This is a genomic window from Pseudomonas guariconensis (assembly GCF_900102675.1).
In the GTDB taxonomy this organism is placed as follows: Bacteria; Pseudomonadota; Gammaproteobacteria; order Pseudomonadales; family Pseudomonadaceae; genus Aquipseudomonas; species Aquipseudomonas guariconensis.
Genome location: NZ_FMYX01000012.1, coordinates 165,223 through 186,244 on the forward strand (window position 1 = coordinate 165,223; position 21,022 = coordinate 186,244).

Sequence of the window (21,022 nt, forward strand, 5' to 3'; positions counted from 1 at the left end):
TCCTCAGCCTTGGTAGTTGTCGCAGAAGGCCTGGGCCTCAGCGACATCGAGGGTGCCTTCATAGATGGCGCGGCCGGTGATGGCACCGATGATGCCCGGGGTCTTGGCATCCAGCAGGGCCTTGATGTCGCCCAGGTTGTGGATGCCGCCGGACGCGATCACCGGAATCGACGTGGCTTCGGCCAGGGCCTTGGTGAAGGGCACGTTGCAGCCCTGCATCATGCCGTCCTTGGCGATGTCGGTGTAGACGATCGCCGAGACGCCATCGGCCTCGAAGCGCTTGGCCAGGTCGATGACCTGCACCGAGCTGACTTCGGCCCAACCGTCGGTGGCGACGAAGCCGTCCTTGGCATCCAGGCCAACGATGACCTTGCCTGGGAACGCCTTGCACGCCTCGGCGACGAATTCAGGCTGCTTGACCGCCTTGGTGCCGATGATGACGTAGCTCACGCCAGCCTTGACGTAGTGCTCGATGGTCTCCAGCGAGCGGATGCCGCCGCCGATCTGGATCGGCAAGTTCGGGTAGCGCTTGGCGATGGCAGTGACCACTTCGCCGTTGACCGGCTGGCCTTCGAAGGCGCCATTGAGGTCGACCAGATGCAGGCGACGGCAGCCACCCTCGACCCATTTGGCGGCCATGCTCACCGGGTCGTCGGAAAATACCGTGGAGTCTTCCATGCGGCCCTGGCGCAGACGCACGCAGGCACCGTCCTTCAGATCGATAGCGGGGATAATCAGCATCTTGGGAACCTGTCTAATCAGTGAAATTCAGGGCTTCTCGAGTGCCCACAGGTCGCTCTCGATGCTCTCGAACCGCTCCTTGAGGTGCAGCTGAACATCGGCAATCGCCCTGTTGTAGTAGTGAGGTGCAATTTCTTTGCTGAACAAATCGAGGACCTCGGCCACCTCGAACGACCCAAGCGTCAGCTCGAAGCGGTCTTCGAGAAAGCGCTTCAAGGTGTCGAGCGCCTGGCGCTCCTGCTCGGGCGCCAGGGTGATGATCGGGGCCTTGGTCCGCGGTTTGCTCATTTACCAGCGTCCATCCCAGCTGACGAAGTTCTGCAGCAGTTGCAGGCCATGGGTATGGCTCTTCTCGGGATGGAACTGCACGGCGAAGCGCGAGCCCTCGGCCAGGGCCGCGGCGAAATCGACGCCGTAGTGGCCGCGGCCTGCAACCTGCCCAGGCTTGCCGGCATTGATGTAGTAGCTGTGCACGAAATAGAAGCGCGCGCGGTCGGGAATGTCATGCCACAGGGGATGGTCGATGGTCTGGCTGACTTCGTTCCAGCCCATGTGGGGCACCTTCAGGTGCTCGCCGTCTTCCTGCAGGTCTTTGCCGAAGAAACGCACCTGACCGGGGAACAGGCCGATGCAGTCGACGCCGTCGTTCTCCTCGCTGTGGTCCAGCAGGGCCTGCATGCCCACGCAGATACCGAGGAACGGACGGTCCTGGCTGACTTCACGCACCAGGCTGTCGAAGCCCAGGCGACGGATCTCGGCCATGCAGTCGCGGATCGCGCCAACGCCTGGGAACACCACACGGTCGGCCTCGCGGATCACGGCCGCGTCGCTGGTGACCAGCACCTTGCCAGCCCCCACATGCTCCAGGGCCTTGGCCACCGAGTGCAAGTTGCCCATGCCATAGTCGATTACGGCGACGGTCTGCATCACAGGCATCCCTTGGTGGAAGGCATCTGCCCGGCCATGCGCTCGTCCTGCTCGACGGCCATGCGCAGCGCGCGGCCAAAGGCTTTGAACACGGTTTCGATCTGGTGGTGGGTATTGTGACCACGCAGGTTGTCGATGTGCAGGGTCACCAGGGCATGGTTGACGAAGCCCTGGAAGAACTCCTGGAACAGGTCGACATCGAAGCCGCCCACGCTGGCGCGGGTGTACGGCACGTGCATCTGCAGGCCCGGACGGCCGGAGAAGTCGATGACCACACGCGAAAGCGCTTCGTCCAGCGGTACGTACGAATGACCGTAGCGACGGATGCCCTTCTTGTCACCGATGGCCTGGGCGAACGCCTGGCCGAGGGTGATGCCGACGTCTTCGACGGTATGGTGGTCGTCGATATGCAGGTCACCCTTGCACTCGATGTCCAGATCGATCAGCCCATGCCGGGCGATCTGGTCGAGCATGTGTTCGAGGAAAGGCACACCGATATCGAATCGGGCCTTGCCACTGCCATCGAGGTTGATCGAGGCTTTTACCTGGGTTTCCAGGGTATTGCGCTCGACGGAAGCCTTACGTTCGACCATCACCAGCTCCGCAAAATCATTGGGCGAAAAGGCTGCCATTATAGGCCCAGATCGCGCCCGCTTGGAACGCGGATGACATATGGCAATGTCGCATATGTGTAATTTCTGCTGTTTGAAGCGACAGGGCGCTCGCTCGCGGGACAAGCCCTGCCGACACGGACTGCCCTGGCCCTGCCGTCCGCCACTATTGATTACGCCGAGGTCCTACCCACGGCGCTATACTCCCAGGCTTGAATTTCAAAAACGGACTACAAGGACTCGCCCATGAAAGCGTTCGGCAAAATCCTGGGGCTGGGGCTTCTCGGGTTGCTGCTGATCATCGTGGCGCTGGGCTTCGCCCTGACCCACCTCTTCGATCCCAACGACTACAAAGACGAGATTCGCCAGTTGGCCCGCGACAAGGCCCACATCGAGCTGACGCTCAATGGCGATATCGGCTGGAGCCTGTTCCCCTGGCTGGGCCTGGAGCTGCACGAGGCCAGCATCGCCACGCTGAACAAGCCCAAGGAGCCATTCGCCGACCTGCAGATGCTGGGTTTGTCGGTCCGTGTACTGCCGCTGCTGCGCCGCGAGGTGCAGATGAGCGATGTGCGCGTCGAGGGCCTGAACCTGATCCTGAACCGTGACGAACACGGCCACGGCAACTGGGAAGACATCGGCAAACCACTGCCGCAGCCTGCCGGCACGCCGTCGACCAGCACGACCGAGGCCCCCGCCACGGCCGATACGCCGGCCAACAAGGAAGACTCCCGCGAGCGCATGGTCAAGCTGGACATCGACAGCCTGACGGTCAACAACGCCCAGGTGCAGTACACCGATGCCAAGACCGGCCAGACCTTCAGCGCCCAAAGCATCCAGCTGAGCACCGGTGCAGTCCATGAGGGCGTGAACATCCCGCTCAAGGCCAGTGCCTTCCTCACCGTTGGCCAGCCGAGCCTCAAGGCACGCACCGAATTGACGGGTGAGCTGCGTTTCGACCGTAAGCTCAAGCGCTACAACATCGAGGACATGCGCCTGTCGGGCGAGACCTCTGGCGAACCGCTGGCCGGCAAGACCATGACCTTCGCCGCCCAAGGCCAGCTACTGGTCGACCTTGCCGCCAACGTGGCCTCCTGGAATGGCTTGAAGCTCTCTGCCAACCAGCTGCGCGCCCTGGGCGAGCTGAACCTGCGCGACCTGGACAAGACCCCGCAACTGAGCGGCGGCCTGTCCATCGCTCAGTTCGACCTGCGCACCTTCCTCGACAGCATCGGCCATCCGCTGCCTGCCACTGCCGACCCGGCCGCGTTCGGCAAGCTGGAACTGGTCACCCGCCTGCAGGCCAATCCAACCAGCCTGGCCCTGGAAGACCTGGCCGTGAAGCTCGACGAGAGCACCTTCAGCGGCCGCATCGCCATCGACGACTTCGCCAAGCAGGCCCTTCGCCTGCGCCTTAAAGGCGACACGTTCAACGCCGACCGTTACCTGCAGGCCAAGAGCGAACAAGCCAAGGGCGCCAGCGCCGCGCGCCAGGCCGAGGTCCAGCAGCAGGAAGCCAGCGTCAGCGGCCCGAGCACGACTCCGCTGCCCAACGCGCCGACCCAGGTGGCCTGGAGCAGTGACAAGCTGCTGCCGGTGGATCGCCTGCGCCAGCTCGATCTGCAGGCAGACGTGTCGTTCGGCACCCTGACCCTGGACAAGCTGCCGATCACCGATGCCCAGCTCAAAGCCAACGGCCAGGGAGGCCTGTTGACCCTCGAGACCCTCCGAGGTGGCCTGTACGACGGCAGCTTCGAGACCAACGGAACACTCGACGTGCGCCCGGCCGTGCCACAGATCGGCATGAAGACCCGGATCAACCGCGTGCCGGTGGAACACTTCATCAAGTCCGACACCCCGGACAAGGCGCCCCCGGTCAAGGGCCTGCTGACGCTGTCCAGCGACCTGACCGCCACCGGCAACAGTCAGAAAGCACTGGTCGACACCCTCAACGGCAATGCCAGCTTCACCCTCAACGATGGCGTGCTGGTCAACGCCAACCTCGAACAGCAGCTGTGTCATGCCATCGCGACCCTCAACCGCAAGACCTTGAGCGGCGAGCCGCGCGGCAAGGATACCCCCTTCCAGGAACTGCGCGGCAGCCTGGTGGTGCGCAATGGCGTCGCCAGCAACCCGAACCTGAAGGCAAGCATTCCAGGCCTGACCGTCAACGGCCATGGCGATGTGGACCTGCGCGTACTGGGCATGGACTACAACCTGGGCGTGATCGTCGAAGGTGACCAGCGCGCCATGCCGGACCCGGCCTGCCAGGTCAACGAGCGCTATGTCGGTATCGAGGTGCCGGTGCGCTGCCGTGGCCCGCTGGAACTTGGCGCCAAGGCTTGCCGCCTGGACCAGGAAGGCCTGGGTAAGGTCGCAGCCAAGCTGGCCGGCAACCGCCTGCAACAAAAACTCGACGAGAAGCTTGGCGACAAGGTCAGCCCGGAGCTCAAGGATGCACTCAAGGGGCTGTTCAAACGATGAGTCCCGAGCAGTTCTCCCATGCCGTTTTGCAGTGGTACGACCAGCACGGCCGTCATGACCTGCCCTGGCAACAGGGCATCACGCCCTATCGGGTGTGGGTGTCGGAAATCATGTTGCAGCAGACCCAGGTGAGCACGGTGCTCAACTACTTCGATCGCTTCATGCAGGCCCTGCCGACCGTGCAGGCCCTGGCCGAGGCGCCGGAGGACGAGGTGCTGCACCTGTGGACGGGCCTGGGTTACTACACTCGGGCGCGCAATCTGCAAAAGGCCGCGAAAATCGTGGTCGAGCAGCATGGCGGCGAGTTTCCACGCAGCGTCGAGCAACTAACGGCGTTGCCGGGCATCGGCCGCTCCACTGCCGGTGCCATCGCCAGCATCAGCATGGGCATTCGCGCACCGATCCTCGATGGCAACGTCAAGCGCGTGCTGGCCCGCTACACCGCCCAGGCCGGCTATCCTGGCGAGCCCAAGGTGGCCAACGCGCTGTGGGCCAACGCCGAGCGCTTCACGCCGTACGCCAGGGCCAACCACTACACCCAGGCGATGATGGACTTGGGCGCGACCCTCTGCACCCGCAGCAAGCCCAGCTGCCTGATCTGCCCGCTCAAGACCGGCTGCCAAGCCCACCTGCTCGGGGAGGAAACCCGATACCCCGAGCCCAAGCCACGCAAGACGCTGCCGCAGCGCCGCACATTGATGCCGATGCTGGCCAACCATGAGGGCGCCATCCTGCTCTATCGCCGCCCCTCGAGCGGCCTATGGGGCGGGCTGTGGAGCTTGCCGGAGCTGGACAACCTGGAACAGCTCGACGACCTGGCCTACCAGCACGGCCTGCGCGCGACCGGCAGCCAAGCCCTGGATGGCCTGACCCATACCTTCAGCCATTTCCAGCTGGCCATCGAGCCGTGGCTGGTGCGTGTCGACTCGCTGGGCACGACCGTGACTGAGCCCGACTGGCTCTGGTATAACCTCGCCACCCCGCCGCGCCTGGGCCTCGCCGCCCCGGTCAAGAAGCTGCTCAAACGCGCGGCCGATGAATTGATTGCAGGAGAGTCCCGATGACCCGCACCGTGAAGTGCCGCAAGTACAACGAAGAGCTCCCTGGCCTGCCACGCCCTCCCTACCCGGGCGCCAAAGGCCAGGACATCTTCGATCACATCTCGCAAAAGGCTTGGGATGAGTGGCAGAAGCACCAGACCATGCTGATCAACGAAAAGCGTTTGAACATGATGAACGCCGAGGACCGCAAATTCCTCCAGGCGGAGATGGACAAGTTCTTCGCTGGCGAGGAGTACGCTCAGGCCGAAGGCTACGTTCCGCCCAGCGAATGACCGAAAAACGTAAGCGACGGAATTAATTTAAAAATTTTTCAAAAAAGTCGTTGACGGAAGGTCTGAAAACCTTTTTAATTCGCCCCGTCGCCCAGATAGCTCAGTCGGTAGAGCAGAGGATTGAAAATCCTCGTGTCGGCGGTTCGACTCCGTCTCTGGGCACCAAGTGCCAAACCCCAGGTAACGCAAGTTGCCTGGGGTTTTTTAATGCCCGCGACTTTTGCAACGAAAGTCTGGCGTCAAAATAGCCATGTGCTATCATTCGCGCCGCGCTGCCCCCGCCTTGCAGCGCACACCCCAAGGACGATGGTTGAGCAAGGAATGCCTCATCAGACAGCCGATGCCTCAGCCCGTTTTTTCCTCTCGAAAATCGGAAGCGCCATGACATCCCCTGCCGAACTCATGAACAAGGTCAATCGCAAAACGCTGCACCTGGTACTGCTGTGCGCGGCCACCGGCGGCCTGTACCTGCTGATCTGGCTGTACAAGACCAACCAACACCTGCGCGAAGCCACTGGGCAGACGGTCTGCAGCGAGACCTACATTATCTGGATCTGCGTCTGCATGGGCCTGAGCGGAGTGTTCATCGACAATCCCGAACCCTTCCTGGTCGGCATCGGCGCCCTGCTGAGCATCGCCAGCGGCGTATTGTTCATCGTCTGGGCATTCAATGCCCGCAGCCTGCTGATGACCTACGCCAACGCCCAGCAGCAGCCTTACTTCTCGATGAACGCCTTCTACACGTTCCTGTTCAACGCGTACTACATCAATTACTGCATCAACGAACTGGGCGAGAACGCGCAGCGCCAGCAACCGATCCATGCGCAGCCGGCACAGCCCTGATCCACGAACGCCAACCGGCACAAGGATTTGCATGTCAGCCCGCCCATGCATTGAAAAGCGGGTGTACAAGGAGAGATAAATGGCCTACACGTCGATCATGTTCAAGAACCCGAAAACCGGCGCGCTGAAAGAAGCCCCGGTCGGTTTCTCCTGGACCACCTTTTTCTTCGGTTTCTTCCCGGCGCTGTTCCGTGGTGACTGGAAGTTCGGTGCGATCCAGTTCGTACTGCAGATGCTCACCATGGGCCTGAGCTCGCTGGTGTTCTGCTTCATCTACAACAAGCTGTACATCAAGGACCTGATCGGTGCCGGTTTCCAGGCGCAGTCGATCTCCAAGGGCGACATGGACTACGCCGCCGCCAAACTCGGCCTGCAAATCCCCGCGCTGACCGCAGCCTGAGATTCCTGTACCCCATGGCTAGCTAGCCATGGGGTTACGGCAGCACAGCGCAAAGTGCGCGACGTTGATCGACATCAAACAGCCATCGCTCGCCGCGCCCTAGCCTATCGGGTGGACATTCGAACCCACCCCAAAGGACTGCCATGAGCGACGACGCCACGCCTCTGCCCCCTCCCACTGCCGATGCGACGCCCAGCATCACGCCAATCGTCCGCAACCGCCCACCTCGCAGACGCCAGACTGCCGCCAAGACGACCCCAGAGCCGAGCATCAGCGCCATCAGCCAGCAGCCGGCAGCGCTGGAGGTGGCCTCGGCGCGGCGCGGCAGCAATGAAGACAGCACCTCGGCGCGCCTGCCGGCCAGCTACCCCTACCGCACGCGCCTGCGCCGCCAGGACTATGAGAAGGCCAAGCACGCCCTGCAGATCGAGCTACTCAAGGTCCAGAGCTGGGTCAAGGAAACCGGCCAACGCGTGGTCATTCTGTTCGAAGGACGCGACGCGGCGGGTAAAGGCGGTACCATCAAGCGCTTCATGGAACACCTGAACCCACGCGGGGCGAGGATCGTCGCCCTGGAAAAGCCCTCCGAGCAGGAGAAGGGCCAATGGTACTTCCAGCGCTATATCCAGCACCTGCCGACCGCGGGCGAAATGGTCTTCTTCGACCGCTCTTGGTACAACCGCGCCGGCGTCGAGCGGGTGATGGAGTTCTGTACCCCGTTGCAGTACTTGGAGTTCATGCGCCAGACACCGGAGCTTGAACGGATGCTGTGCAACAGCGGCATCCTGCTGTTCAAGTACTGGTTCTCGGTCAATCGCGAAGAGCAGCTGCGCCGCTTCATCTCGCGCCGGGACGATCCACTCAAGCATTGGAAGCTCTCGCCCATCGACATCAAGTCGCTGGACAAGTGGGAGGACTATACCGCCGCCAAGGAAGCCATGTTCTTCCACACCGACACCGCCGACGCGCCGTGGACGGTGATCAAGTCCGATGACAAGAAGCGTGCGCGGATCAACTGCATCCGGCATTTTCTGCATTCGTTGGACTACCCGGGCAAGGACCATAGCATCGCCCATGCACCGGATCCGTTGCTGGTCGGACGGGCCTCGCGGGGATTCGAGGAGGATGAGCCTCCCTCGCTCGTCAGTTGAGCCTTGGGCCGCAAGCCGGCCCCTTGGGTTTCTTCGGCAATTACGCTTCAATACGCGCATTTTTCCAGACACCCCCAAGGATTCGCCCCAATGGCCTCCAACACCAAGCAGCAAAAACGCGCCAAGCGCGCCGCCACCAAGGCCAAGCAGAACCGCATGGTGCGCAGCGGCCAGGCGGTCAAGGCCAGCGCCGGCGACAGCGCCAGCGTCGAGCAGGTCTTCAACAAAGCCATGGACTCAGGCAGCTACAACAGCCTGTTTGACAAGATGAAGGAAGCCCAGCAGAACGGCCTGGTGCCGATGATCTCGGTGTTCCTGGTCGATCCGCTGCTGGCCCTGGTGCTCAAGGGCCACAAGGAAGAACACGCCACCGACTACATCGTCATGGTCTTCACTGCCTATCGCAAATGGCTCGACGGCAGCGACGAAGATGCCACCATGGCCTGGCTGGAAAGCGACGAGTTCCAAGAGGCCTATGTGGCAGCCTCCGAAGCGGTCGCCAAGCAGCAACAACAGCAGAAGCAGTTCGGCTGAAGATCGCCGGCAGCCCAAACCCGCCCCACAAGCTTCTGTGGGAGTGGATCTACCTGCGAAAACGCCGATACAGACAAACAAAAAGGCCGTGCCCTTCACAGGACACGGCCTTTTTTGTTCAACAGCCCGGATCAGTTATCCAGCGCCACCTGGCCCGCTGCCTGGCCTTCGGCCTTGCGCTTACGCTGCACCAGCAGGCCGGCAGCGACCACGCCAATGCTGAGCAATGCGGTGGCGATGATCTCGGCGCGATGGTCTTCGCGCAGCGCCATCACCACCAAGATCGCGACGATGAACGCGATGGTCGCCCAGGTCAGCCCCGGGAACAGCCACATCTTGAAGGCAATCTTCTCGCCCCGAGCTTCACGCTGGCTGCGCATGCGCAGTTGCGACACAGCAATCACCAGGTACACCAGCAGCGCGATGGCGCCGGAGCTGGCCAGCAGGAATTCGAACACCGCAGCCGGAGCCACGAAGTTGGCGAACACGCACAGAAACGCCGCCGCTGTAGACAGCAGGACCGCCCAGTGCGGAGTCCCCGCCTTGGTGGTGCGCTGCGCCATGGCCGGCGCATCGCCGCGCTTGCTCAGGGAGAACAGCATGCGCGAAGAGGTGTACAGCGCCGAGTTCAAGCAGCTGGTCACGGCGATCAGCACGACGATGTCGACGATCAACTTGGCATTCGGCACGCCGATGCGGCTCAGGACGGTCTGGTAGGAACCGGTCTCGGCCAGGGCTGGGTCGTTCCATGGCACCAGGGCCACGACCAGGAAGATCGACACCAGGTAGAACAGGCAGATACGCCAGATCACCGAGTTGGTGGCACGGCTGATCTGCTTGCCCGGGTCTTTGGATTCGGCGGCGGCGATGGTGACGATCTCGGTCCCCATGAACGAGAACATGGTGGTCAGCATGGCGGCCAGCACCGCGCCCAGACCGTTGGGCATGAAGCCCTGGGTATCGAATAGATGGCTGACACCGCTGACCTGGCTATTGGGCACCAAGCCGAACATGGCCACACAGCCAACGACGATGAAGCCGATGATGGCCAATACCTTGAGCAGGGCGAACCAGAACTCGAACTCACCGTAGTTCTTCACGCTGCACAGGTTGGTCAGGGTCAGCGCCAGCGTAATGATGAGCGAGAAGGCCCAGAGGTCCACGGCGGGGAACCAGGCATGCAGGATGGCCGCCGCAGCATTGGCCTCCAGTGGGATCACCAGGACCCAGAACCACCAATACAGCCAACCGATGGTAAAGCCTGCCCAGCGCCCGATGGAGCGGTCGGCATATGTGGAGAAGGAACCGGTATCCGGCGAGGCGATGGCCATCTCGCCGAGCATGCGCATCACCAACACCACAAGGGTGCCCGCCGCAGCATAGGCGAGCAGAACGGCAGGACCTGCCGCAGCGATGGCGTGGCCGGAGCCAACGAACAGACCGGCGCCGATTACGCCAGCGATGGACAGCATGGTGACATGCCGTTGCTTGAGCCCCTGAGCGAGGTCATTGGAATTGTGCTTACCGCTCATAAAACTACCTTTGTAAGGAGTGGACCACCCGAAATGCTTAAACGGAGCGCGCCCGGGGTTGAGGTAGGCGTCGCTGCATTCGGTGGTTTCCGTATGGCAATAAGCGGGCCAGCCACGAATTACGCTCGTCAGAATTCGCTGATGGCCAAGCGTTCCGGGCCTCGCAGGCCTTTCGGCCATGCCTTGACCGAAAGGTCGTCAAATTTTCTTGCCAAGCCCTGATTACTGAAATACCCACTTACAAATGCACCAAAGGTGCCCCACGGTAACACCCGTGCACAAAAAACGATCAACAGAAAGTGCAACCTTAAGGAGCAACCCAAGCCCCGCACACTCACGCGCAAAGTACTACCCGGCCAAAAACGGCTTCCCACACACGTCCAAAGCTGGCACCATCGCGCCTTTTTTCATCAAGGCTCCGGTGCCGGGGACGTGCGCGCGGACATCCTCGCGACAGTCCGCTGCAACGATGCGACAAAGTATCCCGCCAGCGACCCGAGCCACTTGCGACCTGGTTGGCCGCCATTACGCCGCTATGCTAGCTTGGCGCTCGCCAGGAAGGCCGCCAACAGCTGGGAACGCACCCGAACACATGAGGACCGCACATGGCCCAGGCCACGCCCGCGCTGGAAATCCGCAACCTGCACAAACGCTACGGCGAGCAGGAGATTCTCAAGGGCATTTCTCTGACCGCACGCGACGGTGACGTGATCTCGATCCTGGGGTCGTCCGGTTCCGGCAAGTCCACCCTGCTGCGCTGCATCAACCTGCTGGAGAATCCCCACCAGGGGCAGATCCTCGTCGCCGGTGAAGAGCTCAAGCTCAAGGCGACCAAGACCGGCGACCTGATCGCAGCCGACAACCGCCAGATCAACCGTCTGCGCAGCGAAATCGGCTTCGTCTTCCAGAATTTCAACCTGTGGCCGCACATGTCGATCCTCGACAACATCATCGAGGCGCCACGTCGCGTGCTGGGCCTGAGCAAGGCCGAGGCCATCGAGGCCGCCGAGGCACTGCTGGCCAAGGTCGGCATCCATGACAAGCGCCACAGCTACCCCGCCCAGCTTTCCGGTGGCCAGCAGCAACGCGCGGCCATTGCCCGGACCCTGGCCATGAAGCCCAAGGTCATCCTGTTCGACGAGCCGACCTCGGCGCTCGATCCGGAAATGGTCCAAGAAGTGCTTAACGTTATCCGCGCATTGGCCGAAGAAGGCCGTACCATGCTGCTGGTGACGCACGAGATGAACTTTGCCCGCCAGGTGTCCAGTGAAATTGTCTTCCTGCACCAGGGCTTGGTCGAAGAGCAGGGATCGCCGCAGCAGGTGTTCGAAAACCCGACCTCGGCGCGTTGCAAGCAATTCATGTCCAGCCACCGCTAACGGAGCAACACATGCAGACCTATAAGAAATTCCTCCTGGCCGCTGCCGCCACGCTGGTCTTCTCGGCCAATGCCATGGCCGCGGAAAAACTGCGCATGGGTATCGAGGCGGCCTACCCGCCGTTCAACAACAAGGATGCCAGCGGCAACGTGGTCGGCTTCGACAAGGACATCGGCGACGCCCTGTGCGCCAAGATGAAAGTCGAGTGCTCGGTCGTCACCTCCGACTGGGACGGCATCATCCCTGCACTGAACGCCAAGAAGTTCGACTTCCTGGTGTCCTCGCTGTCGATCACCGACGAGCGCAAGCAGGCCGTCGATTTCACCGACCCCTACTACTCCAACAAGCTGCAGTTCATCGCCCCGAAGAACGTCGACTTCAAGACCGACAAGGCTTCGCTCAAGGGCAAGGTGATCGGCACCCAGCGCGCGACCCTGTCCGGCACCTGGCTGGAAGACAACTACGGCGATGACGTCGAAGTCAAACTCTACGACACCCAGGAAAACGCCTACCTGGACCTGATCGCCGGCCGCATCGACGGCATCCTGGCCGACAAGTACGTGCAGTACGAGTGGCTCAAGAGCAAGGACGGCCAGAACTTCGAGTTCAAGGGCGAGCCTGTGGTCGACAGCGACAAGATCGGCATTGCCGTGCGCAAAGGCGACCCGCTGCGCGAGAAGCTGAACAAGGCCCTGGCCGAAATCAAGGCCGACGGCACGTACAAGAAAATCAACGACAAGTACTTCCCGTTCAGCATCGAATGATTCACCCAGACCAGCGCCGCCTCGCGCGGCGCCGGTCCCTTGAATGCACCTGCCCATGAATATCGACCTGCACGGATTCGGTCCGGCCATGATGGCCGGCACCCTGATGACCGTAAAACTGGCGCTCTGCGCCCTGCTGCTGGGGCTGGTCCTGGGCCTGCTCGGCGCCCTGGCCAAGACATCCCCAGTCAAGCCGCTGCAATGGCTTGGCAGCACCTATTCGACGTTGGTGCGCGGTGTGCCCGAACTGCTCTGGGTACTGCTCATCTACTTCGGCACCGTCGGGCTGATGAACAGCCTTGGCGAAGCCTTGAACATGCCGGGCCTCGAGCTCAGCGCATTCGCCGCCGGCGTGATCGCCCTGGGCCTGTGCTTCGGCGCCTACGCCACGGAAGTCTTCCGCGGCGCGATCCTGGCCATCCCTAAAGGGCACCGCGAAGCGGGCCTGGCGCTGGGCCTGTCCAAAGGCCGCATCCTCTCGAAGATCATCCTGCCGCAGATGTGGCGCATCGCCCTGCCCGGCCTTGGCAACCTGTTCATGATCCTGATGAAAGACACGGCGCTGGTGTCGGTGATCGGCCTCGAGGAAATCATGCGTCATGCGCAGATCGGCGTGACCGTGACCAAAGAGCCGTTCACCTTCTATGCGGTCGCCGCGTGCATCTACCTGAGCCTGACCATCATTGCCATGACCGGTATGCACTTCATGGAAAAACGCGCCGCTCGCGGCTTCGTGAGGGCCGAGTAATGAACTGGGAAGTCATCATCAAGTGGCTGCCACGCCTGGCCCAGGGCGCGACCCTGACTCTGGAGCTGGTCGCCATCGCTGTTATCGCCGGGCTGATCCTGGCCATTCCACTGGGCATCGCCCGTTCCTCGCGCCATTGGTATGTACGCGCAGTGCCCTACGGCTACATCTTCTTCTTCCGCGGCACACCGCTGCTGGTGCAGCTGTTCCTGGTGTACTACGGCCTGGCCCAGTTCGATGCGGTGCGCAGCAGCGCGCTGTGGCCGTACCTGCGCGATCCGTTCTGGTGCACCGTACTGACCATGACCCTACACACCGCCGCCTACATCGCCGAGATCCTGCGTGGCGCACTGCAGGCCATCCCGAAAGGTGAAATCGAGGCGGCACGGGCGCTGGGCATGTCGAGGGGCAAGGCCATGTTCTACATCATGCTGCCGCGCGCCGCGCGCATCGGCCTGCCAGCCTACAGCAACGAAGTGATCCTGATGCTCAAGGCCAGTGCCTTGGCCAGTACCGTCACCCTGCTGGAGCTGACCGGCATGGCGCGGACCATCATCGCCCGCACCTACCTGCCGGTGGAGATCTTCTTTGCTGCAGGCGTGTTCTATCTGGTCATCTCCTTCGTACTGGTCCAGGGCTTCAAGGTGCTCGAGCGCTGGTTACGCGTGGACGCCTGCCAGGGGCGTTGAAACTGTAAAACCCGGGGGCCGCCCTGCGGCCCACCGCAGGCTCCGCATCGTCTGAACCTGTAGGAAATGGCGAAGCCTGCGAAGGAGCGCGACGCGCTCCCCTTTCAACAGCGCTGCGGTGCTTGAATGCAAACCATGCCCTACCTTCACGGCCCTCACCTGCTCGAGCGCTTCCAGGCACTCGACCATTTCCTTCTCCAGCATCAGCAGCTATGGCGCCCGCGCCCCTTCACTCAGCTGCATCTGGACTGGGAGGCCCAGCACCCTGAACTCGCCACCTGGCTGCGCCAGCGCACCCTGGAACAAGCCGAAGCCGTCCAGCAGAATCCCGAACAGCTGCCGGCGCCAGCGCCCTTCGCACAACTGGCCACTCGCGCCTCGCAGTTGTCCGCTCTGGGCGAGCTGCCCGATGCTGGCCTGCACCCGGCCGGCCATCGTCTGGACGTGAATGTCCCGGGACGCAAGTGGCAACAGATCGAAGCCTTCACCCGTCGCCTGGCCTTCCACCAGCCCACCGGTCATTGGTTGGACTGGTGTTCAGGCAAAGGCCACCTGGGCCGACGCCTACTGCAGCCCGGCCAACGGCTGACCTGCCTGGAGTACGACGTCGAACTGGTCACTGCGGGAAGCGCCCTGAGCGAACATCATCACCTGCCGGCCACTCATGTACACCAAGATGTGCTGGCACCAGACAGCCACCGTCACTTGGACAGCAGCAAGAGCGCCGTTGCCCTGCATGCGTGTGGGGAGTTGCATGTGCGGCTGCTGCAATTGGCCAGCCAGCAAGGTTGTCGGCAGATTGCCGTCGCGCCCTGCTGCTACAACCGCATTCCGGGGAAGGTGTATCAGCCGATGTCTTCGGCGGCCCAGGCCTCGGCCTTGCAGTTGAGCCAGGAAGACCTGGGCCTGCCGCTCAACGAGGCGGTGACTTCCAGCGCCCGTGTCCGACGTCAGCGTGACATCTCGATGGCCCGCCGCTTGGGCTTTGACCTGCTGCAACGCCAGCAGCGGGCCATCGACGAGTACTTGCCAACACCCTCGCTGCCGACTAATTGGCTGGACAAGCCTTTCGAACAGTACTGCCGCGATCTGGCCGAGCTTCGGCACGTCCAGATCCATGATGCGCCCGACTGGGCGGCGCTTGAGGCCGCCGGCTGGCAACGCCTGGCACAGGTGCGCAATCTGGAGCTGCTGCGCAACCTGTTTCGCCGCCCGTTGGAAATGTGGCTGGTGCTGGACAGGGCCCTGTTTCTCCACGAGCGCGGCTATGACGTGCGCATGGGTGTGTTTTGCGACTACCCCCTCACGCCTCGCAATCTGTTGCTGATTGCAGAGCGCAAAGAAGACGTGCCGTCCAGTTGAAAGCCTGTGGATAACTCTGTGAACAAGCTTGTGATGAATATCACGAAAACGGGGATCCAACCGCTATTTCAGCGCGTTCGCTTATTCCAGGCAGCGAGCCAAAACCAGTAAAAACAGGCCTTTGCGCAAAGACCAGCGGATAAGTCAAGTGGCATGCCTTTCGCGCAATGTTGGCATGCCGCTTGTGCATAAACGCGCCGGACTCGTGCCAATCGCGTGATTTTCAGGCCATTTTCAGCAGGCTCATGCCTAGCAAGAGCAAAGCCAGGCCCAGCCATCCGCGGCCAGCCAGGCGCTGACCAAACAACGCCCAACCCATCGCCACAGTCGCCAGGATGCCAAAGCCGCCCCAGATGGCGTAGGCGAGCGACAGTTCGATGTCCTGAACGGCCTGGGCCAAAGCGGTGAACGCCGCCAGTACACTCAGGATCGAGGCAAAACCCAGGCCTTTGCGACGGAAACCGTCTGAGTATTTGAGCAGAAGGTTGGCCAGTACTTCCAACACGATGGCCAAACCCAGCCAGGCAAAGGGGATCAACATGGCAGGCCCTCCGCTTCGCGCACAGCAGGAGTGCTGCGGGTACCGGCCTTGACCAGCAGGATGCCGGCGATCATCACCGCCAGGCCCAGGGCCTTGGTCCAACCCAGGCTTTCACCAAGCCAGACCACACTGACCACGGTGATCAGGACGATACCGATTCCTTCCCACAAGGCATAAGCCACGCCAACCGGCACACGCTTTACCGCAAGGGCCAGGAAGAAATACGACAGACAGATCATGACGTACATGACGACATGCCCCATGACGGGGAAATGTGTGGCGGCGAGTTTCATCGACGCCGTACCGATCACCTCTGCGGTGATCGCGACGAACAAATAGATCCAGGAACGCATGGTGCCCTCCCATGGGCGACAGCGGCCGAGCGCACAGGCATCGGCACGAGACACAACGTTTAAGGCTGCAGGTCGAGGGAGGGGCTAGAGGTCGCCGGTCCAGTGACGCTCACGGGAAACCAGGCGGGAAGTGGAGAGTAGCTTGAAAGCTTTGCTGTTCAACATAATGAACAGCACATTAGCTGAGCTGATCGAATAAGTCAAAACGATAGACTGAGACTAACGAAATTTCGCGTTGAGGCAAGCATTCCCAGGAAAAAGCCCCGTAAAGCCTGCTGAAAGGTTCGTAAATTATATTATTCATCCTATACAAAACGCTGCCGCTACCAAGTGACTGATTCCCCTGCGGCAAAGCGTCGCCAGCTTAAACAAAAAGAAATTAATTATTGTGTAACGATAATTTTTCACCAATAATCCGCCCCGTTCATCACAGTACGGAGGCACCCCATGAACGACAGCAGATCAGTGGCCTACGCGCGTTCGCGCTTGCGCATCATCGGCGTCTTTGCCGCTTTTCTGGCCTGGGCCACCGGTGCAGTCGAGCTTTTCGGCACACCGTTGCTCTGGGTCTTCGACTATCCCGACACAGTCGCGGCCTACCTGCAGGGCCATGGCATCAACATGCCTCTGCTCCTGGAAGACGGCTACCAACCCTCGAGGCTCGCCATAGGTCTGGTACTGGCGCTGGAGATGATTCCGACAGGGCTCTCGGTGCTGAGCCTGCTACTCACAGGCTTGTTCTTCTTGCGCTTGTCCAAGGGGCACACCTGGAGCCTGGCCAACATCCGCATGCTCTGGCGAGTCGGGCTGCTGTGCATCGGCGCTCCGCTGCTATGGCCAGTGATCGATACCCTCCAAGGCCTGGCCCTGGCCATCGACCTGCCCGCCGGGGAGAGAAGCTTCGTCGTGTCGATCGGTGTATCATCCGAGGCTGTCTACGAGATCATGAAAGGCATCCTGCTCTGCGCCTTCTCGCTGCTCATGCGTGACGCCAAGACCCTCAGCGATGAACACAACTGTTATGTCTAGCCGCCCCCTATGCCGATAATCATCCGCCTCGACGTCGTCATGGCCAGGAACAAGATCCGTTCCAAGGACCTGGCGGAAATCATCGGCATAACGGAAGCGAACCTGTCACTGCTGAAGAACGGCAAGATCAAGGGTTTCAAGATCGAGACCCTCGAGAAGCTGTGCCGCGCGCTGAACTGCCAACCGGGCGACCTGCTGGAGTTCAGCGAGGAATGATCAAGGACCGTTGTACCCGTGGACACCCAATACCAACGCTTCGCCATCCTGGTGCTGGCGAGCCTGCTGCTCGGCGGCTGCGGCCCATCCTACACGTATAGGTATTCGCCACCGCCCAGCCCACATGGGCTCGCTTGCATCAATAACTGCGCGATGCAACGCAATCACTGCAAACAACTGGCCCGCCTGGAAGAAAACAGCCAGCGCGCCCTGTACCAGGCCGAGCTGAGGGCCTACCAGTACTGCAAGGACAGCAAGCCGAACAAGAACACGCGTCACAGTTGCCCCTATCCCAGCTATCCGTTTTTCAACTCCGCAGGCTCCGAATGCCAGCCTGATTACGACAGCTGCTACATGGCCTGCGGCGGCACCATCCAGCGAATTCTGAACAACGACTGACCCAGAACGGACATCGACAACGTGATCCAGACCAAGCCCTTTGCCCTGCTGTGCTGCGCCCTGGCCCTGGCCGGCTGCGCCAGCAACACCTACTCGCCCAAGACCTCGTCCCTCGACTGGGACATGCCCGGCATGCAATTGGGCGGTGACAGAGGCCTGCCCCTGCGTGCCGAAACACCCTGCCGCAAGCGCGGCTGCGACAACGACAAGCTGTTCTTCAACCCCGCCCAGGCCGAGCCCAGCGTCAACAGCATCCACCGCGGCTGGTAGGAAAACTCTGCTTTCCCGGCAATGGCGTAACCTATTGGAAGGAATAGGTTTACACGCGCCAACCGATCGCTATAATGACGCCCCATTGCCGGTATAGCTCAGCTGGTAGAGCAACTGACTTGTAATCAGTAGGTCCCGGGTTCGATTCCTGGTGCCGGCACCATTCAAGGTTCCATAGAAAGCTTTCAAAATCTCTGGAACCCCCGAAAAACCTGCCTTCTGGCGGGTTTTTTCGTTTTGGCGTTCCGTCGGATTCCGGGGGTAGCCAGCGCTAATAAGGGTACTTTAAAGGATACCTACCAATTCGATATTGGAAAGTACCCTTATGGCTCGCACAACGGCTCCCCTTACCGACAACGCCTGCCGCACTGCAAAGGCTCGCGAACGTGAGTACAAGCTTTTTGACGGCGATGGCCTTTACCTGCTCGTGAAGCCCAACGGTCGCAAAGGCTGGCGGCTCAGGTACGTAAAGCCCGATGGCCGCGAGGGCCTGACCTCACTCGGCAATTATCCAGTGGTCGGGCTGGCTGACGCTCGCCGCAAGCGCTTCGAGCTCAAACAGCAGCTCGCCAACGGCATTGACCCTATCCAGTCCAAGCAGCAAGCCAAGGTGCAAGCCGTGATCAATGGCCGAACCTTCGAAAGCGTTGCACTCGATTGGTATGCCGGGATGGTGCCGAAGTGGGCGCCGGGTCACGCTAAGACCGTGCTCAGCCGGTTGAAGACTCACGTATTCCCTTTGTTAGGTGCCAGGGCAATCGTTGAGTTGGACACCCACGACCTCATGCAGCCACTGGAGGCTGTGACGAAGCGCGGCACCATCGACGTGGCGCTCAGGATCAAAAACTACCTGCAAAGCATCATGCGCGAAGCCAAACGGCTGCGACTGATCACGGCGAACCCGGCTCACGATCTCGATGGCTCGATCAAAACGCCACGGGTTACACATCGACCCGCACTACCCTTATCGCGGTTGCCTGAGCTACAGGCGCGTATCGACGGCTACAAAGGTCGCCCGCTCACGCGCCTCACGGTGATGCTATCGCTGCACGTGTTCGTGCGCTCCAGTGAACTGCGCTTCGCCCGTTGGAACGAGTTTGACCTCAAGCGTGGCATCTGGGAGATCCCCGACACCCGCCCGGCGCTGGACGGAGTACCCTTTTCCACAAGGGGTACAAAAATGGCCGGGGATATCCACGTTGTACCCTTATCGCCGCAGGCAGTGGCCTTGCTTGAGCAGATCCACGCGATCACCGGCAAGTTCGACCTGGTGTTCGCGGGGGATGCCAAACCGTGGAAACCGATGTCCGAGAACACGGTGAACGCCGCGCTAAGGACGATGGGCTATGACACCAAGGTGGATATCTGCGGCCACGGGTTCCGAGCCATGGCGTGCAGTGCGCTGGTCGAGTCCGGGCTGTGGTCGGAGACGGCTATCGAGCGGCAGATGAGTCACAAGGAACGCAACAACGTACGGGCCGCTTATACCCACAAGGCCGAGTTCCTCGAAGAGCGCCGGATGATCATGACCTGGTGGAGCCGGTTTCTGGAGGCGAACCGCGAGGACCATGTGACGCCGCACGAGTTTGCCAAGCAGACGGGCGAGAACGTCACGCGCCTGCGCAGTGCCAAGAGGACCGAGTAACCCGCCGCACCACCACCTCACACTCGCTGTGAAGTTACCCACAGCACCCCATGAAGCTCCTCCGCGCGGGTCCTTTCAAACGGGGCTGCAAAGCCGCCCCGTTTGAAAGGACCATACCTAAGAAAAAAACTACTGGCACAGCTTACGTCTGTGGAAAACCACTGATGTCCACTGGGGGATAGTTTTATCCACAGGCGCTAAATCCCTGAAATCGCTTTGCTTGACGAACATTGTCCACAGGCGTAGACCGGGAGTTGCAAACGCTGTCGATGACAGCACCCCAGGTGACCCGAACCTTAAAGGTCACGCCGCTCTGTCGGTGGTTCTCCCCAAGGGCGATTCGCATCCGGCAGCTCGCTCGGTCACTACCCATGTGATGGATGCTCTTACACATATGGCGCTCGTGCGCCAGCTACACCGTACCTCGCTGCCCTGCAGCAACCTATCCGCTTGGCCGACTATTGCGCCAACCTGTGCCCGTCTCTTTCTTCTGGAAAGAGACGGGCACTTCTACCACTGCTGCAGCCCTGATCGCACAAGGCTTTGCGGCATTCCCCCTCGTGACAATCGGCGTGACAAATGCCGATGTCTCCAGCAACAGCGCTGTAGATGATGGTGCCGCAGACCAGGGAATGGACTGCACCTGACTGACAGTCAGGCATGCTCCGGTCATCGCACCGCTGCGTTCACCCGGCTCAGGATCTTCAGGCGCTGGCCCCGTCAGCCAGTGCTGCCTCCACCCGCCCACCGGTAACGGTGTTCAGGAGGCCAGATCATGAGATGCCCTTGCTCCCGGACGTAAGGAGCCGCCAGTCCCGCGAAAAAGAAAATCCCCACAGGTCGCAGGGGCCTTGATCCCTGATAACACTCAACATTCTTGGCGGGATGACGTGGGGCGAGGATCGGAGAGCGAACGATGAGGTGATTCGACATGGCATTGGTCGGCAAACGCAATGGCCGCAATTTCGGCTACGGCAGGCAATTGAGCTACGCAGGACCGCAGGCGCTGAAAGACATGTTTGGCGGTGGCCACTACGGCACGGTCAAAGCGCACTGTGATCGATGGCAGGC

The 21,022-nt window shown here is 61.3% G+C and carries 24 protein-coding genes, 2 tRNA genes and 1 pseudogene; 20 read left to right on the forward strand and 7 right to left on the reverse strand.

Features of this window, described 5'->3' with window-relative positions; genetic code table 11:
* Nucleotides 1-3 precede the first annotated feature (3 nt).
* Genes hisA through hisB form a run of 4 tightly spaced genes read right to left on the reverse strand, consistent with a single transcriptional unit; the run spans nucleotide 4 to nucleotide 2,261 of the window.
* On the reverse strand, nucleotides 4-741 hold the full coding sequence (gene hisA / locus BLS27_RS19320; RefSeq protein ID WP_043211043.1) for a 1-(5-phosphoribosyl)-5-[(5-phosphoribosylamino)methylideneamino]imidazole-4-carboxamide isomerase: 738 nt from the start codon (nucleotides 739-741) through the stop codon (nucleotides 4-6).
* Between the two features lie 27 nt (nucleotides 742-768).
* On the reverse strand, nucleotides 769-1,029 hold the full coding sequence (locus tag BLS27_RS19325; protein WP_090346347.1) for a DUF2164 domain-containing protein: 261 nt from the start codon (nucleotides 1,027-1,029) through the stop codon (nucleotides 769-771).
* Nucleotides 1,030-1,668 (reverse strand): imidazole glycerol phosphate synthase subunit HisH, encoded by a 639-nt coding sequence (gene hisH / locus BLS27_RS19330; protein ID WP_043211039.1) that lies wholly within the window; start codon nucleotides 1,666-1,668, stop codon nucleotides 1,030-1,032.
* Nucleotides 1,668-2,261 carry an imidazoleglycerol-phosphate dehydratase HisB gene (gene hisB, locus BLS27_RS19335; protein WP_043211130.1) on the reverse strand — a complete coding sequence of 198 codons (594 nt, stop codon included), beginning with the start codon at nucleotides 2,259-2,261 and terminating at the stop codon, nucleotides 1,668-1,670. The genes hisH and hisB overlap by 1 nt, the downstream gene beginning before the upstream one ends.
* Before the next feature lie 264 nt (nucleotides 2,262-2,525).
* Between hisB and BLS27_RS19340 the strand changes: the two genes are divergently transcribed.
* From BLS27_RS19340 to BLS27_RS19375, 8 genes are all read left to right on the forward strand, one after another.
* Nucleotides 2,526-4,763, forward strand: a complete 2,238-nt coding sequence (locus BLS27_RS19340; RefSeq protein ID WP_090346350.1) for an AsmA family protein — start codon at nucleotides 2,526-2,528, stop codon at nucleotides 4,761-4,763.
* Entirely contained in the window at nucleotides 4,760-5,827 is a 1,068-nt protein-coding gene (gene mutY, locus BLS27_RS19345) for an A/G-specific adenine glycosylase (protein WP_090346353.1), read from the forward strand. Before BLS27_RS19340 ends, mutY begins: the two co-directional genes overlap by 4 nt.
* Entirely contained in the window at nucleotides 5,824-6,096 is a 273-nt protein-coding gene (locus tag BLS27_RS19350) for an oxidative damage protection protein (RefSeq protein ID WP_043211032.1), read from the forward strand. The genes mutY and BLS27_RS19350 overlap by 4 nt, the downstream gene beginning before the upstream one ends.
* Nucleotides 6,097-6,185: 89 nt before the next feature.
* A tRNA-Phe gene (locus tag BLS27_RS19355) sits at nucleotides 6,186-6,261 on the forward strand.
* Nucleotides 6,262-6,477: 216 nt separating this feature from the next.
* Nucleotides 6,478-6,939 (forward strand): DUF4234 domain-containing protein, encoded by a 462-nt coding sequence (locus tag BLS27_RS23860; RefSeq protein WP_043211030.1) that lies wholly within the window; start codon nucleotides 6,478-6,480, stop codon nucleotides 6,937-6,939.
* Nucleotides 6,940-7,018: 79 nt separating this feature from the next.
* On the forward strand, nucleotides 7,019-7,339 hold the full coding sequence (locus tag BLS27_RS19365) for a hypothetical protein (protein ID WP_043211028.1): 321 nt from the start codon (nucleotides 7,019-7,021) through the stop codon (nucleotides 7,337-7,339).
* Between the two features lie 143 nt (nucleotides 7,340-7,482).
* Nucleotides 7,483-8,490, forward strand: coding sequence for a polyphosphate kinase 2 (ppk2, locus tag BLS27_RS19370; protein WP_090346356.1), 1,008 nt, complete (start codon nucleotides 7,483-7,485; stop codon nucleotides 8,488-8,490).
* Between the two features lie 90 nt (nucleotides 8,491-8,580).
* On the forward strand, nucleotides 8,581-9,024 hold the full coding sequence (locus BLS27_RS19375; RefSeq protein ID WP_043211022.1) for a hypothetical protein: 444 nt from the start codon (nucleotides 8,581-8,583) through the stop codon (nucleotides 9,022-9,024).
* A 131-nt stretch (nucleotides 9,025-9,155) separates the two neighbouring features.
* Here the strand turns inward: BLS27_RS19375 and gabP are convergent, their stop codons facing one another.
* Nucleotides 9,156-10,556: a GABA permease gene (gene gabP / locus BLS27_RS19380; protein ID WP_043211020.1), complete on the reverse strand. Its 1,401-nt coding sequence runs from the start codon at nucleotides 10,554-10,556 to the stop codon at nucleotides 9,156-9,158.
* 605 nt (nucleotides 10,557-11,161) lie between these two features.
* On the opposite strand from gabP, the gene BLS27_RS19385 reads away from it, so the two are divergent.
* From BLS27_RS19385 to BLS27_RS19405, 5 genes are all read left to right on the forward strand, one after another.
* Nucleotides 11,162-11,935 (forward strand): ABC transporter ATP-binding protein, encoded by a 774-nt coding sequence (locus tag BLS27_RS19385; protein WP_043211018.1) that lies wholly within the window; start codon nucleotides 11,162-11,164, stop codon nucleotides 11,933-11,935.
* Between the two features lie 11 nt (nucleotides 11,936-11,946).
* On the forward strand, nucleotides 11,947-12,699 hold the full coding sequence (locus tag BLS27_RS19390; protein ID WP_043211016.1) for an ABC transporter substrate-binding protein: 753 nt from the start codon (nucleotides 11,947-11,949) through the stop codon (nucleotides 12,697-12,699).
* A 55-nt stretch (nucleotides 12,700-12,754) separates the two neighbouring features.
* Nucleotides 12,755-13,447 (forward strand): ABC transporter permease, encoded by a 693-nt coding sequence (locus BLS27_RS19395; protein ID WP_043211015.1) that lies wholly within the window; start codon nucleotides 12,755-12,757, stop codon nucleotides 13,445-13,447.
* Nucleotides 13,447-14,136: an ABC transporter permease gene (locus BLS27_RS19400; protein WP_043211013.1), complete on the forward strand. Its 690-nt coding sequence runs from the start codon at nucleotides 13,447-13,449 to the stop codon at nucleotides 14,134-14,136. The genes BLS27_RS19395 and BLS27_RS19400 overlap by 1 nt, the downstream gene beginning before the upstream one ends.
* Nucleotides 14,137-14,262: 126 nt before the next feature.
* On the forward strand, nucleotides 14,263-15,498 hold the full coding sequence (locus BLS27_RS19405; RefSeq protein WP_409287149.1) for a methyltransferase: 1,236 nt from the start codon (nucleotides 14,263-14,265) through the stop codon (nucleotides 15,496-15,498).
* Nucleotides 15,499-15,721: 223 nt separating this feature from the next.
* Here the strand turns inward: BLS27_RS19405 and mdtI are convergent, their stop codons facing one another.
* Both mdtI and BLS27_RS19415 read right to left on the reverse strand, forming a co-directional pair.
* Nucleotides 15,722-16,039, reverse strand: a complete 318-nt coding sequence (gene mdtI, locus BLS27_RS19410; RefSeq protein ID WP_043211010.1) for a multidrug/spermidine efflux SMR transporter subunit MdtI — start codon at nucleotides 16,037-16,039, stop codon at nucleotides 15,722-15,724.
* Nucleotides 16,033-16,392: a multidrug/spermidine efflux SMR transporter subunit MdtJ gene (locus BLS27_RS19415; RefSeq protein ID WP_043211007.1), complete on the reverse strand. Its 360-nt coding sequence runs from the start codon at nucleotides 16,390-16,392 to the stop codon at nucleotides 16,033-16,035. The genes mdtI and BLS27_RS19415 overlap by 7 nt, the downstream gene beginning before the upstream one ends.
* Nucleotides 16,393-16,839: 447 nt before the next feature.
* Between BLS27_RS19415 and BLS27_RS19420 the strand changes: the two genes are divergently transcribed.
* From BLS27_RS19420 to BLS27_RS24085, 7 genes and pseudogenes are all read left to right on the forward strand, one after another.
* Nucleotides 16,840-17,421, forward strand: a complete 582-nt coding sequence (locus BLS27_RS19420; RefSeq protein ID WP_090346361.1) for a hypothetical protein — start codon at nucleotides 16,840-16,842, stop codon at nucleotides 17,419-17,421.
* Between the two features lie 9 nt (nucleotides 17,422-17,430).
* Nucleotides 17,431-17,637 carry a helix-turn-helix domain-containing protein gene (locus BLS27_RS19425; protein WP_043211003.1) on the forward strand — a complete coding sequence of 69 codons (207 nt, stop codon included), beginning with the start codon at nucleotides 17,431-17,433 and terminating at the stop codon, nucleotides 17,635-17,637.
* A gap of 18 nt (nucleotides 17,638-17,655) precedes the next feature.
* Entirely contained in the window at nucleotides 17,656-18,036 is a 381-nt protein-coding gene (locus BLS27_RS19430) for a hypothetical protein (protein ID WP_043211000.1), read from the forward strand.
* Between the two features lie 21 nt (nucleotides 18,037-18,057).
* Entirely contained in the window at nucleotides 18,058-18,306 is a 249-nt protein-coding gene (locus BLS27_RS19435) for a hypothetical protein (protein ID WP_090346364.1), read from the forward strand.
* An 87-nt stretch (nucleotides 18,307-18,393) separates the two neighbouring features.
* Nucleotides 18,394-18,469: transfer RNA gene (locus BLS27_RS19440), tRNA-Thr, on the forward strand.
* 162 nt (nucleotides 18,470-18,631) lie between these two features.
* Nucleotides 18,632-19,951: a tyrosine-type recombinase/integrase gene (locus BLS27_RS19445; RefSeq protein ID WP_090346367.1), complete on the forward strand. Its 1,320-nt coding sequence runs from the start codon at nucleotides 18,632-18,634 to the stop codon at nucleotides 19,949-19,951.
* 931 nt (nucleotides 19,952-20,882) lie between these two features.
* Nucleotides 20,883-21,022 (forward strand): annotated as a pseudogene (locus BLS27_RS24085) (integrase domain-containing protein); the annotation flags it as partial.

Excerpts from the sequence above, each read along its gene's own strand:
- hisA (WP_043211043.1), bottom strand. The coding sequence starts at position 741 with ATGCTGATTATCCCCGCTATCGATCTGAAGGACGGTGCCTGCGTGCGT.
- BLS27_RS19325 (WP_090346347.1), bottom strand. The coding sequence starts at position 1,029 with ATGAGCAAACCGCGGACCAAGGCCCCGATCATCACCCTGGCGCCCGAG.
- hisH (WP_043211039.1), bottom strand. The coding sequence starts at position 1,668 with ATGCAGACCGTCGCCGTAATCGACTATGGCATGGGCAACTTGCACTCG.
- hisB (WP_043211130.1), bottom strand. The coding sequence starts at position 2,261 with ATGGTCGAACGTAAGGCTTCCGTCGAGCGCAATACCCTGGAAACCCAG.
- BLS27_RS19340 (WP_090346350.1), top strand. The coding sequence starts at position 2,526 with ATGAAAGCGTTCGGCAAAATCCTGGGGCTGGGGCTTCTCGGGTTGCTG.
- mutY (WP_090346353.1), top strand. The coding sequence starts at position 4,760 with ATGAGTCCCGAGCAGTTCTCCCATGCCGTTTTGCAGTGGTACGACCAG.
- BLS27_RS19350 (WP_043211032.1), top strand. The coding sequence starts at position 5,824 with ATGACCCGCACCGTGAAGTGCCGCAAGTACAACGAAGAGCTCCCTGGC.
- BLS27_RS23860 (WP_043211030.1), top strand. The coding sequence starts at position 6,478 with ATGACATCCCCTGCCGAACTCATGAACAAGGTCAATCGCAAAACGCTG.
- BLS27_RS19365 (WP_043211028.1), top strand. The coding sequence starts at position 7,019 with ATGGCCTACACGTCGATCATGTTCAAGAACCCGAAAACCGGCGCGCTG.
- ppk2 (WP_090346356.1), top strand. The coding sequence starts at position 7,483 with ATGAGCGACGACGCCACGCCTCTGCCCCCTCCCACTGCCGATGCGACG.
- BLS27_RS19375 (WP_043211022.1), top strand. The coding sequence starts at position 8,581 with ATGGCCTCCAACACCAAGCAGCAAAAACGCGCCAAGCGCGCCGCCACC.
- gabP (WP_043211020.1), bottom strand. The coding sequence starts at position 10,556 with ATGAGCGGTAAGCACAATTCCAATGACCTCGCTCAGGGGCTCAAGCAA.
- BLS27_RS19385 (WP_043211018.1), top strand. The coding sequence starts at position 11,162 with ATGGCCCAGGCCACGCCCGCGCTGGAAATCCGCAACCTGCACAAACGC.
- BLS27_RS19390 (WP_043211016.1), top strand. The coding sequence starts at position 11,947 with ATGCAGACCTATAAGAAATTCCTCCTGGCCGCTGCCGCCACGCTGGTC.
- BLS27_RS19395 (WP_043211015.1), top strand. The coding sequence starts at position 12,755 with ATGAATATCGACCTGCACGGATTCGGTCCGGCCATGATGGCCGGCACC.
- BLS27_RS19400 (WP_043211013.1), top strand. The coding sequence starts at position 13,447 with ATGAACTGGGAAGTCATCATCAAGTGGCTGCCACGCCTGGCCCAGGGC.
- BLS27_RS19405 (WP_409287149.1), top strand. The coding sequence starts at position 14,263 with ATGCAAACCATGCCCTACCTTCACGGCCCTCACCTGCTCGAGCGCTTC.
- mdtI (WP_043211010.1), bottom strand. The coding sequence starts at position 16,039 with ATGTTGATCCCCTTTGCCTGGCTGGGTTTGGCCATCGTGTTGGAAGTA.
- BLS27_RS19415 (WP_043211007.1), bottom strand. The coding sequence starts at position 16,392 with ATGCGTTCCTGGATCTATTTGTTCGTCGCGATCACCGCAGAGGTGATC.
- BLS27_RS19420 (WP_090346361.1), top strand. The coding sequence starts at position 16,840 with ATGAACGACAGCAGATCAGTGGCCTACGCGCGTTCGCGCTTGCGCATC.
- BLS27_RS19425 (WP_043211003.1), top strand. The coding sequence starts at position 17,431 with ATGCCGATAATCATCCGCCTCGACGTCGTCATGGCCAGGAACAAGATC.
- BLS27_RS19445 (WP_090346367.1), top strand. The coding sequence starts at position 18,632 with ATGGCTCGCACAACGGCTCCCCTTACCGACAACGCCTGCCGCACTGCA.